The organism is Klenkia sp. AC732 (genome assembly GCF_979256525.1).
This window is the reverse complement of sequence record NZ_CEEDOS010000048.1, coordinates 21,595-33,391: the sequence shown is the minus strand read 5'-3', so window position 1 is coordinate 33,391 and position 11,797 is coordinate 21,595. Positions and strand designations below refer to the sequence as shown.

The following is an 11,797-nucleotide window of genomic DNA, read 5'->3' as shown; positions in this document are numbered from 1 at the left end:
GCCCGTCCACGTGCTCGACCGGGATCTCGGCGACATCGCCGGCGATCACGTCGGACAGCGGCAGCTGCACCCCCTGACCACCGACCACTGGAGGAACACCGTGAGCCGCAACGACGTGCTCGTCACCGCCGACTGGGCCCAGGAGCACCTCGGCGACGCCGGGATCGTCTTCGTCGAGGTCGACGAGGACACCAGCGCCTACGACGGGGGCCACCTCGAGGGCGCCGTGAAGCTGGACTGGAAGAGCGACCTGCAGGACGCCGAGTCCCGTGACTTCGTCGACCGCGAGGGCTTCTCCGCCCTGCTGAGCGCCAAGGGCATCGGCAACGAGGACACCGTGGTGCTCTACGGCGGCAACAACAACTGGTTCGCCGCCTACGCCTACTGGTACTTCAAGGTCTACGGCCACCGCGACGTCAAGCTCGTCGACGGCGGCCGCAAGAAGTGGGAGCTGGACGGCCGCCCGCTGTCCACCGACACCGTGCAGCGCCCGGCCACCACCTACCAGGCCGCCGAGCCCGACACCTCGATCCGCGCCTTCCGCGACGAGGTCGTGGCCGCCATCGACACCAAGAACCTGGTCGACGTGCGCAGTCCCGACGAGTTCGCCGGCAAGCTCGTGGCCCCCGCGCACCTGCCGCAGGAGGGCGCTCAGCGTCCCGGCCACATCCCCTCGGCCGTCAACGTGCCGTGGAGCAAGGCCGCGAACGAGGACGGCACCTTCAAGTCCGACGAGGAGCTCGCGAAGCTCTACGCCGACGCCGGCCTCGACGACTCCAAGGACACCATCGCCTACTGCCGCATCGGCGAGCGCTCCAGCCACACCTGGTTCGTCCTGCGGGAGCTGCTCGGCCACCAGAACGTCAAGAACTACGACGGTTCCTGGACCGAGTACGGCTCGCTCGTCGGCGTCCCGATCGCCAAGGGGGCCTGACCGTGTGCGCGTCCCCGAAGCAGGGCGGTTCCCTCGCCGGCATCGACCTGAGCACCCAGACGGTCATCCAGGGCCAGGTGTGGCACGACGGCAACCCCGTCGCCGGCGCCTACGTCCGGCTGCTGGACTCGACCGACGAGTTCACCGCCGAGGTGGTCACCAGCCCCGAGGGCGAGTTCCGCTTCTTCGCCGCCCCCGGTGACTGGAAGCTGCGCTCGCTGGCCCCGGTGGGCCGCGCCGAGCGCGTGCTGGCCGCCGAGGTCGGGCTGAACGAGACGACGCTCGCGATCGTCTGAAGGAGGGCCTGACTGCCCCCCGCACCACGCTCCGCGCGGCACGGGACCCTGCAGCCAGGCCGTTCCAGCACCCCACCAGGGCCCGTCACCGCTGTCGCGGTGGCGGGCCCTGGCCGTTCAGAGACCCAGGACGTCGGCGAGCTCGCCGACCTGCTCGGTGAAGAAGGCGTCGGGATCGGTGAGCACGCCGACGAAGTGGCCGAACAGCTCGAAGCTGACCAGCCCGAACAGCGAGCTCCAGGTGAGCAGGGCGCGGGCCCGGACGGCGTCGTCGAGGTCGGGGTGCTCGCCGCCCAGTCCTGCGGCGGCGGCAGGGGTGACCAGGTGGGTGCGGCGTCCCTCCGCGGGTGGCAGGACACCGGCCCGGGCGGCGTCGCCGAGGACCCGGCCCAGTGCGAGACCGACCCGGCCGGCGGCGGCGACGGTGTCCTGCGGGGCGGCGTAGCCGGGCACCGGTGAGCCGTAGAGCAGGGCGTACTCGTGCGGGTGCGCCAGCGCCCATGCCCGGACGGCGGCACAGATGGCGTGCCAGCGGGTGCGCGGCTGTGCGGTGGGGTCGTCGGCAGCCTCGGCTGCGGCGCCGAGTGCGTCGTAGCCCTCGATGATCAGCCGGGTCAGCAGGTCGTCCCGGCTGGGGAAGTACCGGTACAGCGCGGAGGACGCCAGGCCCAGGTCCCGCGCCACCGCGCGCAGCGACAGCGCGGCGGCGCCGACCGTGGCCAGCTGGCCGCGTGCCGACTCGAGGATCTCCTCGGTCAGCGCGTTGCGGGCGCGTTCCCTCGCCGTGCTCACCACCCCGCGGACGTTAGCACCGATCTCGTCCGAGAGCACCGCTCTTGACACAGCTCGGGAGAGGGGTCACTGTCGCTCCAGAACGAGAGCACCGCTCTCGTCAGTCGTCAGGAGACGTTGTGGGACTGCACGTGGTCGTGGGCAAGGGACCGGTCGGCACCGCCGTCTCCGGTGAGCTGGTGCGTGCCGGGCACCGGGTGCGGGTGCTCTCGCGCAGCGGGGGGACGTCGACCGACGACGTCGAGCACCGCGCGGTGGACGCGGCCGACATCGAGGCGCTGGCGACCGCGTCGGCCGGTGCGGACGTGGTCTACAACGCGGTCAACCCCACCTACCACCGCTGGGCGACGGAGTGGCCGCCGATCGCCACCGCCCTGCTGGGCGCTGCCGAGCGCAGCGGCGCGGTGCTGGTCGCGATGGGCAACCTGTACGGGCACGGCCGTCCGACCGGGCCGATGACGGCGCGGAGCCCGCTGGCCGCCACCGACGTCAAGGGCCGGGTGCGGGTGGCGATGTGGGAGCAGATGGCCGCCGCGCACGAAGCGGGTCGGGTGCGGGTGACCGAGGCCCGGGCGTCGGACTTCGTCGGGCCCGACGTGCCCCCGGCCAACTCCTACCTGGGTCGCAGCCTGGCCGGGGAGCGGGCGGGCGGGCGGGTGTGGGTGATCGGTGACCCCGACGTGCAGCACAGCTGGGCCTACCTGCCCGACGTCGGCGCCACGCTGGCCACGCTGGGCACCGACGAGCGGGCCTGGGGCCGGGCGTGGGTGGTGCCCAGCGCCCCCTCGCGCAGCCAGAGGGAGGCGCTGGGGGACTTCGCCGCGGTGTTCGGGGCGCCGGCGCCGCGGGTGTCCAGCACGCCGTGGCCGGTGCTCCGGGCCCTCGGGACGGTCGTCCCGCTGCTGCGGGAGGTCGTGGCGGTCCGGCACCAGTGGGACGCCGACTTCGTCGTCGACGGCAGCGAGACCACCGCGGTGCTGGGCGTCGCGCCCACCCCGTGGGACCAGGTCGTGCGCACGACCGCCGGGGCTCTCCCGGTCTAGGGCGCCAGCCGCAACCGGGGCAGCTCGACCTCCGCCTCCAGCACCGGGCGGGCGGCGGCGTCCCGGGCCACCCGGACGGCGTACCGGCCGGCGGCCCGGGTCCAGCCCGGGTCGTCGGCGTCGTAGGCGGACAGCACCCGGGGCTCGTCGCAGCGGATCGACACCGTGCGGCTCTCGCCGGGCTCCAGCGCAACCCGGGCCCAGCCGGCCAGCCGCCGGGTGGCCGAGCGGTCGGGCAGCGCGGGTGGGGCCACGTACACCTGCGGGGTCTCGACCCCGGCCCGGGTGCCGGTGTTGGTCAGCGTGAGGGTGGCCACCGGGGCGCCGTCCTCCACCGCGACCGACACCTGCGACCACTCGACGGTGGTGGTGGAGAGCCCGGCGCCGAAGGGGAACAGCGGGTCCAGCCGCTCCCGCTCGAACCAGCGGTACCCGACGTCGGCGCCCTCGACGTCGTAGGAGACCCGCGGGTACCCGCCCCGGCGGGGTTCGCCGGGGTTGGAGGCCAGCCCGGCCGGGTCCAGGACGTCGGGTCGGGGCAGCTGGGACTCCGACCGCGGGAAGGTGATCGGCAGCCGGCCCGCGGGCGGTGCCACCCCGGTGAGCACGTCGGCGATCGCACCCGCCCCGGCCTGGCCGCCGTACCAGGCGACCAGCACCGCGGCGACGTCGTCGAGCCAGGGCATGGTCACCGCCGAGGGCACCGTGAGGACGACGACGACCCGGTCGCTCGCCGCGGCCAGCGCGGTGATCAGCTCGTCCTGCCCGTCGCCCAGGGACAGGTCGGGGGAGTCCTGGCCCTCGGTGGACCACTTCTCGGCGACCACCACGACGGTGTCGGCCGACCCGGCGGCGGCCACCGCCGCCGGGACGTCGGCGCCGTCGAGCCAGCTGACCTCGCCGTCCCACCGCTCGCGCAGGGCGTCGAGCGGGGCGGGGGCGTGGAAGGCGCGGGGCAGCTCCATCTGGGCGATCTGCGAGCCGCCGTCGGTGACCGTGCCGGGCGGGGTGACCGTCGAGCTGCCGCCGCCGCTGATCACGCCGGTGTCGGCGTGCGCGCCGACGACCAGCAGCCGGCCGGTGCCCGCCAGGGGCACCACGTGGTCGGTGTTGCGCAGCAGCACCACCGACCCGGCGGCGACGCGGGCGGCCAGGGCGGCGTGCGGGGCGAGGTCCAGGGCACGGGGCCGGCGGCGCTCGCCGAGGGCGCCGACGGAGGCCAGCGCGGTGAGGATGCGGGTGACCATGTCGTCCAGCCGCTCCCGGGGCACCCGCCCGGACTCGACGGCGGCGAGCAGGTCGGCGCCGAAGAAGTGCCGGGTGTCCAGGCCGTGGCCGGACTGCCGGTCCAGCCCGGCGACGGCGGCGTGCACGGTGGAGTGGGTGGCGCCCCAGTCGCTCATCACGAACCCGCCGAAGCCCCAGTCGCCCTTGAGCACCTGGGTGAGCAGGTGGTGGGACTCGCTGGCGTAGACGCCGTTGACCAGGTTGTAGCCGGGCATCACCGCACGCGGGCGGCCGCGCTCGTGGGCGATCTGGAAGGCCAGCAGGTCCGACTCGCGCAGCGCCGGCTCGGACAGGTCGGAGCTGACCACCACCCGGCCGGTCTCCGAGGGGTTCAGCGCGAAGTGCTTGAGGGTGGCGGCCACCCCCCGGGACTGGATGCCGGCCACGGAGGCCCCGGCCAGGACGCCCGACAGCAGCACGTCCTCGGACAGGTACTCGAAGACCCGCCCGCCGCGCGGGTCGCGCACCAGGTTCATCCCGCCGGCCAGCTGGACGGCGACGCCATGGGCGTGTGCCTCCGCGCCGACCGCCTCGCCCACCTGCCGGGCCAGGTCGGGGTCGAAGGTCGCGGCCAGGGCGGGTCCGGAGGGGAAGGCGGTGGCGTCGTCGTCCGGTCCGCGCGCGCCCATCGGGTTGGTGACGCCGAGGCTCGCGTCGGACTCGTCCCAGCCGGGGATGCCCAGCCGCTCGACGCCCGGGGTGTGCGCTGCTGACCCCACGGCGTCGGCCGGGGCGTCCGGGCCGATGCCCATCGGGGCGCTCACCAGGGACACCGCCTCGGCGAGGGTCAGCTGCTCGACCAGCGCCCGGGCGGTCGCGTGGTGCCCGGCCCACCCCTCCCACGGCTCGGTCCCGGACGGCGTCGGCGCGGTGGTCTCCACCTCCCGGGGGTGCGCGCGGGGGGACGGCGGCAAACCCGCTCGCTACCGTGGCGGGCATGGGTCTGCTCACTGCCTGGGTCCTCGTCGCCCTCGCCGTCCTCGCCGCGCTGTGGTGCGCCGCCGGGGCCGTGCGGCTGACACGTCGCGAGCGCAGCGGGGGTGTCCGGTGACGAACCCGACGCCCGCCGGGCTGCCCGAGCAGCCGGTCGCCGGCCGCACCGAGCTGCCGGTGGCGGAGACCACCGATGTCCGGACCGGGCCCGAGGTGGCGCACGAGCTGCTCTCGGTGCTGCCGCTGCTGGGCGAGTGGCACGGGGAGGGGCAGGCCGCCGGGTCCGCCGGGGACCACCGGTTCGGGCAGTGGGTGCGGTTCGCCCACGACGGGCGGGACTTCCTGTCCTACGAGTCCCGGACCTGGCGGATCGCCGAGGACGGCACGGTCGCCGGCCCCGACGTCCGGGAGTCCGGTTTCTGGCGGCCGCGCGGGGAGGACGAGGTCGAGCTCCTCGTCGCCCACCCGGAGGGCCTGGTCGAGATCCTCGTCGGCACCGCCCGCAGCACCACCAGCTGGGAGCTGGCCACCGACGTGCTGGCCCGCACCCCCGACCACCCCGACGTCACCAAGGCGGCCCGGCTCTACGGGATCGTCGAGGGTGCGCTGATGTACGCCGTGGACCACGCCGGTGCCGACGGCCAGCTCCGCCCGGTGATGTCCGCCCGCCTGGAGAGGATCCGATGACCCCGCGCCAGATCGCCGATGCCCACGTCGCCGCCGTCTGCGAGCTCAACCCGATCGTGGCCACCGGCCTCGGGCAGGCCGTCGACGGACTGCCCGACCTGTCCCCGGCCGGCCTGGCCGCCGAGGCACAGCTGCAGCGGGACACCCTGGCCGACCTGGACCGGGCGCTCGAGCAGGACCCGGCGCTGGCGGAGGACCCGGTCGAGGCGCGCTGCGCCCGGCTGCTGCGCGAGCGGCTGGGTGCCGCGCTGGACCTGCACGAGGCCGGCGAGGGCCTGCGCGAGGTCTCCAACCTGTTCTCCCCGGTCCACCAGGTGCGGCAGGCCTTCACGATGATGCCGACCGCGACGGTGGAGGACTGGGGTGTGCTGGGACGGCGGCTCGCCCGGGTGCCCGAGGCGCACCGCGGGTACCTGGCCTCGCTGACCGAGGGTGCGGCCCGCGGGCTCTTCGCCGCCCCGCGCCAGGTGGAGACCGTGATCGGGCAGCTGGACGAGTGGCTGGCCGGGCCGTACTACGCCGGCGTCGTCGCGGCCGGCCCCGCGGAGCTGCGCACCGAGCTGGACGCCGCGGCCGCTGCGGCGGACGACGCCGTCGCCCAGGTGCGCGACTTCCTCCGCGACACCTACCTGCGCCAGGCACAGGGCACCCCGGACGCCGTGGGCCGGGACCGGTACGCCCGCTTCGCCCGGTCCTGGAACGGCACGGACCTGGGCCACGGCACGGGGCTCGAGGACGCCTACGCCTGGGGCTGGGCCGAGCACCTGCGCATCCGCGAGGAGCAGCGCGCCGCCGCCGAGCAGGTGCTGCCCGGGGCCACCCCGATGCAGGCGATGCGCTGGCTGGGGGAGAACGGGCCCGCCGTCGAGGGCGTCGAGCAGGTCCGGCTGCGGCTGCAGCAGATGATGGACGACGCCATCGAGGCCCTGGACGGCACGCACTTCGAGCTGGCCGAGCCGATCCGCCGGGTCGAGGCCATGATCGCCCCGCCCGGCAGCGCGGCCGCGCCGTACTACACCCGCCCCGCGCAGGACTTCTCCCGCCCAGGCCGGACCTGGCTGCCCACGCTGGGCAAGGACCGCTTCCCGCTGTGGGACCTGGTGTCCACCTGGTACCACGAGGGCGTCCCGGGCCACCACCTGCAGCTGGCCCAGTGGGCCTACGTGAGCGGGGACCTGTCGACCTACCAGACCTCGCTGGGGTCGGTGGGGGCCAACGTCGAGGGCTGGGCGCTCTACGCCGAGCGGCTGATGGACGAGCTGGGCTTCCTCACCGACCCCGGCGCCCGGCTGGGCTACCTGGACGCCCAGCAGATGCGCGCCGTCCGGGTCGTCGTGGACATCGGCATGCACCTGGAGCTGCCGATCCCCGCCGACGCCGACGGGGCGCTGGCCGAGCACCGCGGGCAGCGGTGGACCCCCGAGCTGGCCCGGGCGTTCTTCGGCGAGTACTGCGGCCGGGACACCGACTTCCTGGACAGCGAGCTGGTCCGCTACCTGGGCATGCCCGGGCAGGCGATCAGCTACAAGCTGGGGGAGCGTGCCTGGCTGCAGGGCCGGGCGGCCGCGCAGGCCGCACACGGGGACGCCTTCGACCTCAAGGCCTGGCACATGGCCGCGCTGTCCCAGGGCAGCCTGGGCCTGGACGACCTGGCCGACGAGCTCAGCCGGCTGTGAGGCTCACGGCCTGAGGGTGGCTGCGGCGGTCGAGTCGAGGGCGAGCAGGAACGCCCCCTGGACGACGACCGCCGCGCCGTCGCCCCGCCAGCGGTCGGTGCGCAGCAGTGCGGCGCCCAGGGCCAGGTAGCCCACGTCCAGCCCGGCGTTGACCAGCAGCACCCGGCGCAGCCGACCCGGATCGGTGGGCCCGCGACGGCGGCGGTTGTGGGCGCCGACGCCGGCGATGACCCCGTCGACCGCACCCCAGGCCGCGGTCTGCCGGCCGAAGCCACGGGTCCGCGGCGACAGGGACAGTGCCGCGCCGGCGACGACGGAGGCCGCGGCCCAGCCGCCCAGGACGGTGGTCAGCCGGGTCTCCACGGTGGCGGGGTGCATGCCCACGATGGTCCTACAGTCTGCTGACGTGGAGCTGACCGTCGTGGACCTGCCGTCGTTGGACCTGCTGCGGGACCGCTGGGCGGCCGCGGCCGCGGTGGTGACCGCGCTGGGCTTCCCGCAGACGGCATCGGCCCGCGGGGACCGCTGGCGCCTGGACGACGGAGGCGGCAACTGGGCCGAGGTCGTGCTGCTGGCCCCGGACCGGGCGGTGCTGCTGGGCTGGGACCGGGAGGCGGTCACCCGGTTGTCCCGCCGTCCCGACGGCGAGCCGACGGGGGAGCTGCTGACCGACGCCCCGGACTGGTGGTCGGAGCCGCTGCGCGCCCTGGACCCCGCCGTCGAGGTGTCCTTCGTCCTCGGCTGGGACGGCACGGCCTGGTCGCGGGTGCCCTCGGACCTGGTGGACGGCTCGACCCGGCTCGGCCTGCCGGTCGACGCCGAGACGCTGTACGGCCTGGTCGACACCTACGCCGAGGGCGTCGCCGACGACCAGGGCCTGGGCGAGTGGCGTGCCCCGTGGCCGGCGGTGGCGGCGCTGGGCGCGGCCGGTCCGGAGCTGACCGTGCAGCAGCTGGCCGACGTGCTCGGCCCGCTGCAGGCCGACCTGCCCGCCGGCGTCGTGGCCGCGCAGCGGTTCAGGAGTCCGGCGGCGGGTTGACCGTGTCGGCGTCGTCCCCGACCGGTTGGTCGGCGGTGGCCGGCAGGCACTCCAACCGGGGGTCGGCGAGCAGCTCGGCGATGCAGGCGGTCGAGCCGCCGACGTAGGTGCTGACCAGCTCGACGTCGGTGAGCACGCACCAGGCCCGGTCGGCCGGCCACCACAGGTTGGCGCTCTGGTCCAGCGGCTCGGGGGCCATGTTCTGGCAGGCCAGGGTCACCGGGCCGTGGACCAGCCAGTAGGACCGGGGCCCGACGGTCAGCCGGGCCTGGTGGGCGTGCAGCCCGGGATGGGCGTCCCAGACGCCGAACCAGCAGTCCCCGGGGGTGCCGGTGTGCCGGGCGAGGACGTCGACCAGGACCTCGGCGACCTGCTCGGGCAGGTGGCCACGGGCGGGGGCGCCCTCCCACAGCGGGCTCTGGTCGGCCTCCTCGTAGAAGTCGAGGGAGCCGGTGATCGCGCCCCACGTCATCTGCGGGTGCGCGGTGGTGCCGTTGGCCGCGGCGACGTCGGCCCAGCGGACGTCGACGTCGTCGTCCCCGACGTACCGGGCGGCGGGGTGCAGCACCCGGGCGGTGGCCGGGAAGACCGGCGGCATCAGGGCGGCGAGCCCGGCGCCGCGGCGGACGGCCCCGGCGATCCACGCACCGACGGTGACGTCGGGTTCGGGCTCCCGGCCGGCGAACTGCACGGGCCGAGCTTAGGGACCTCGCGGGTCTCCCGCGGGTCGTGCGCAGGTCCTCCGGAGAACGGACAACCCCCGGGCTGCTCCGCGGCGCTGGACCCTGCTGGTGGGCGGGGGAGCTGCGCGCGGGCCGACTGGACTGGGTCGGCGGCCCGGGGGTCGGGTGACTGTCCGGTTCTCGCTCGCCGCCATCGGCGGACGGGCGATGCCACACGCGTCAGACCGGGTTGATCCGGTGCTGAGCGGGCGGCCCATCTGGACGGCGGCTAGCGGACAGCCACCTCACGCGTCCTGAACGACATCAATTGTTCGGACCACCTCCTCTCTCGTGTGACACCACGGTACGACCGGTTTTCCCGACCGCGCAACACCCTTCTTCAGCTCTCGGCGGAGGGGTTCCGGCGTCGCTCGGAGGCCTCGTCGACGGTCTCCCGCGGAGGTGTGAGGCCCTCCCGCTGGTAGACGTCGGGGATGCCGTCGCCGTCGTCGTCCCGGGCCTCGGCCTCGGCGAGGCGGCGGTAGACCCGGTCCCGCGGCTTGAGCACGGCGGTGGCCAGCAGCGCGGCGATCAGCGTGCCGGTGAGGACGCCGACCTTGACGTGCTCGTCGCGCAACGAGCCGGCGCCGAAGGCCAGCTCGCCGATCAGGAGCGAGACGGTGAAGCCGATGCCGGCCAGCAGGGACAGGCCCATCACGTCGGGCCAGCGCAGGTCGGTGTCCAGCTCGGCCTTGGTGAACCGGCTGACCAGCCAGGTGGCGCCGGTGATGCCGATGGCCTTGCCGGCGACCAGGCCCACGACGATGCCGATGGCCACGGTGTCGGTGAGCGAGGCGCCCAGCCCGGACAGCCCGCCGACGGTGACGCCGGCGGAGAAGAACGCGAACACGGGGACGGCGATGCCGGCCGAGATCGGCCGGATGCGGTGCTCGAAGTGCTCGGCGAGGCCAGGCCCGGCGTCCGGGCCGCCGGCGGCATCACTGCGGACGACGGGCACGGTGAAGGCGAGCAGGACCGCGGCGACCGTGGCGTGCACGCCGGACTCGTGGACGAGCACCCAGGTGGCGACGGCGAGGGGCAGCAGCAGCCACCAGTGCCGGACCCGCTTCTGCACCAGGAACCCGAACAGCGCCAGCGGGACGAGAGCCAGCGCGAGCGGGCCGAACGCCAGGGACGAGGTGTAGAAGACCGCGATGATCGTGATGGCCAGCAGGTCGTCGACGATCGCCAGGGTCAGCAGGAACGTGCGCAGCGCGGCCGGAAGGTGGGTGCTGATGACCGCGAGGACGGCGAGGGCGAAGGCGATGTCGGTGGCGGTGGGGATGGCCCAGCCGGTGAGTCCGTCCTCGCTGCCCAGGTTGATGACGGTGTAGATCACGGCGGGGACCGCCATGCCGCCGACGGCGGCCGCGACGGGCAGGGCGGCCTTGCGTGGGTCGCGCAGGTCGCCGGCGACGAACTCGCGCTTGAGCTCCAGCCCGGCCACGAAGAAGAAGACCGCCAGCAGACCGTCGGCGGCCCAGGTGCCCAGGGTCAGGTCCAGGTGCAGCGAGGCCGGCCCGACGCGGGTGTCGCGCAGCGTCTCGTAGGCCGCCGACCAGGGGGTGTTGGCCCAGACCAGGGCGATGACCGCGCCGAGGATCAGCAGGACGCCGCCGACGGTCTCCTTGCGGAGCAGTGCGGCGATGCGGGTGGCCTCGCCGTAGGTGCCGCGGGCGAACAGGCGGGATGGGCTCGACATCAGGGAGTGGCTCCAGGGTGCGGGGTCGGCTGAGGAGTTGCCGACCAGACTTCCCGGCGCACCGTGGGCCAGGATACCGGGGTCAGGCCTCGAAGACCGACCAGCACAGCTCGTTGCGGCGGGCCTGGTCCTCCAGCACCAGGTCCCGGACGGCGTCCGGCAGCTGGTCGTGCTGCCAGCGGCACTCCCGCCGCCCGGCGTCGTCGTCCTCGGCGGCGCGGACGGCCTTGATCGCGTAGGCCGCGGCCCCCAGGTCGTGCTCGGCGACGTGCGCGACGGCGCCGGCCTGCCCGGCGGCGTAGGCGGCGTGCCGGGGCGCGCCGCGCAGCTCGCGGGCGGCGCCCATGGCGTGCCCGCCGGCCGCGCGGGACGCCGTCATCGACACCTCGCCACGGGTCCAGGCCCGGACGTGCTCGATCGCCGCGCGCGGGCGGTCGTCGCCGGGGACGGCGGCGGTGAACAGCGGCAGCACGTGCTCGGCGCAGGTCGCGGCCCACAGGGCGAGCAGGTGGTGGTCGGCGTCGGTGAGGGTTCCGCCGCGGCGGACGGTGACCAGGCGTGGATCGCGGACGCTGGGGAGGATCACGGGGTCTCCTTCTCGGGGGAGGTCATCCTCGCTCACGACCCCGACGTGCCCCTGAGCTGCGCTTTCGACTTGATCACCCCGCCTCGGACGGCTACACTTC

At 75.0% G+C, this 11,797-nt stretch carries 12 protein-coding genes; 6 read left to right on the top strand and 6 right to left on the bottom strand.

Annotated features, from left to right (window positions below):
- The coding region (locus tag AC0IVP_RS19005; RefSeq protein ID WP_471758603.1) for a sulfurtransferase at nucleotides 1-934 on the top strand (934 nt) is incomplete at its 5' end.
- 2 nt (nucleotides 935-936) lie between these two features.
- Nucleotides 937-1,230 carry a DUF1416 domain-containing protein gene (locus tag AC0IVP_RS19000; RefSeq protein WP_056289537.1) on the top strand — a complete coding sequence of 98 codons (294 nt, stop codon included), beginning with the start codon at nucleotides 937-939 and terminating at the stop codon, nucleotides 1,228-1,230.
- 117 nt (nucleotides 1,231-1,347) lie between these two features.
- Here AC0IVP_RS19000 and AC0IVP_RS18995 read toward each other — a convergent pair whose 3' ends face one another.
- The gene (locus AC0IVP_RS18995) at nucleotides 1,348-2,022 is read right to left on the bottom strand and encodes a TetR/AcrR family transcriptional regulator (RefSeq protein WP_235564412.1); all 675 of its coding nucleotides are present in this window, start codon (nucleotides 2,020-2,022) and stop codon (nucleotides 1,348-1,350) included.
- 119 nt (nucleotides 2,023-2,141) lie between these two features.
- On the opposite strand from AC0IVP_RS18995, the gene AC0IVP_RS18990 reads away from it, so the two are divergent.
- The gene (locus tag AC0IVP_RS18990; protein ID WP_471758601.1) at nucleotides 2,142-3,065 is read left to right on the top strand and encodes an NAD-dependent epimerase/dehydratase family protein; all 924 of its coding nucleotides are present in this window, start codon (nucleotides 2,142-2,144) and stop codon (nucleotides 3,063-3,065) included.
- Here the strand turns inward: AC0IVP_RS18990 and AC0IVP_RS18985 are convergent.
- The gene (locus AC0IVP_RS18985; RefSeq protein ID WP_471758599.1) at nucleotides 3,062-5,233 is read right to left on the bottom strand and encodes a glycoside hydrolase family 3 C-terminal domain-containing protein; all 2,172 of its coding nucleotides are present in this window, start codon (nucleotides 5,231-5,233) and stop codon (nucleotides 3,062-3,064) included. The two genes, AC0IVP_RS18990 and AC0IVP_RS18985, sit on opposite strands and share 4 nt — an antisense overlap.
- A 166-nt stretch (nucleotides 5,234-5,399) precedes the next feature.
- Here AC0IVP_RS18985 and AC0IVP_RS18980 point away from each other — a divergent pair, with 166 nt between their 5' ends.
- Both AC0IVP_RS18980 and AC0IVP_RS18975 read left to right on the top strand, forming a co-directional pair.
- Complete coding sequence (locus AC0IVP_RS18980) at nucleotides 5,400-5,972, top strand: heme-binding beta-barrel domain-containing protein (protein ID WP_471758597.1); 573 nt, start codon at nucleotides 5,400-5,402, stop codon at nucleotides 5,970-5,972.
- Nucleotides 5,969-7,648 (top strand): DUF885 domain-containing protein, encoded by a 1,680-nt coding sequence (locus tag AC0IVP_RS18975; RefSeq protein WP_056289517.1) that lies wholly within the window; start codon nucleotides 5,969-5,971, stop codon nucleotides 7,646-7,648. Before AC0IVP_RS18980 ends, AC0IVP_RS18975 begins: the two co-directional genes overlap by 4 nt.
- 3 nt (nucleotides 7,649-7,651) lie before the next feature.
- Here AC0IVP_RS18975 and AC0IVP_RS18970 read toward each other — a convergent pair whose 3' ends face one another.
- Nucleotides 7,652-8,026 (bottom strand): DUF6992 family protein, encoded by a 375-nt coding sequence (locus AC0IVP_RS18970; protein WP_471758595.1) that lies wholly within the window; start codon nucleotides 8,024-8,026, stop codon nucleotides 7,652-7,654.
- Nucleotides 8,027-8,054: 28 nt separating this feature from the next.
- On the opposite strand from AC0IVP_RS18970, the gene AC0IVP_RS18965 reads away from it, so the two are divergent.
- Entirely contained in the window at nucleotides 8,055-8,687 is a 633-nt protein-coding gene (locus tag AC0IVP_RS18965; protein WP_471758593.1) for a hypothetical protein, read from the top strand.
- On the opposite strand, the gene AC0IVP_RS18960 is transcribed toward AC0IVP_RS18965, so the two are convergent.
- From AC0IVP_RS18960 to AC0IVP_RS18950, 3 genes are all read right to left on the bottom strand, one after another.
- Nucleotides 8,665-9,378, bottom strand: a complete 714-nt coding sequence (locus AC0IVP_RS18960) for a hypothetical protein (RefSeq protein WP_471758591.1) — start codon at nucleotides 9,376-9,378, stop codon at nucleotides 8,665-8,667. The two genes, AC0IVP_RS18965 and AC0IVP_RS18960, sit on opposite strands and share 23 nt — an antisense overlap.
- Nucleotides 9,379-9,749: 371 nt before the next feature.
- Entirely contained in the window at nucleotides 9,750-11,111 is a 1,362-nt protein-coding gene (nhaA, locus tag AC0IVP_RS18955) for a Na+/H+ antiporter NhaA (RefSeq protein ID WP_471758589.1), read from the bottom strand.
- 82 nt (nucleotides 11,112-11,193) lie between these two features.
- A complete protein-coding gene (locus AC0IVP_RS18950; protein WP_056289501.1) occupies nucleotides 11,194-11,697 on the bottom strand; it encodes a putative immunity protein in 504 nt (167 codons plus the stop codon).
- Nucleotides 11,698-11,797: the final 100 nt, after the last annotated feature.

Bases quoted from the DNA above. Each gene is read 5' to 3' on its own strand.
- AC0IVP_RS18975 (WP_056289517.1), top strand. From the start codon at position 5,969: ATGACCCCGCGCCAGATCGCCGATGCCCACGTCGCCGCCGTCTGCGAG.
- nhaA (WP_471758589.1), bottom strand. From the start codon at position 11,111: ATGTCGAGCCCATCCCGCCTGTTCGCCCGCGGCACCTACGGCGAGGCC.
- AC0IVP_RS18970 (WP_471758595.1), bottom strand. From the start codon at position 8,026: ATGCACCCCGCCACCGTGGAGACCCGGCTGACCACCGTCCTGGGCGGC.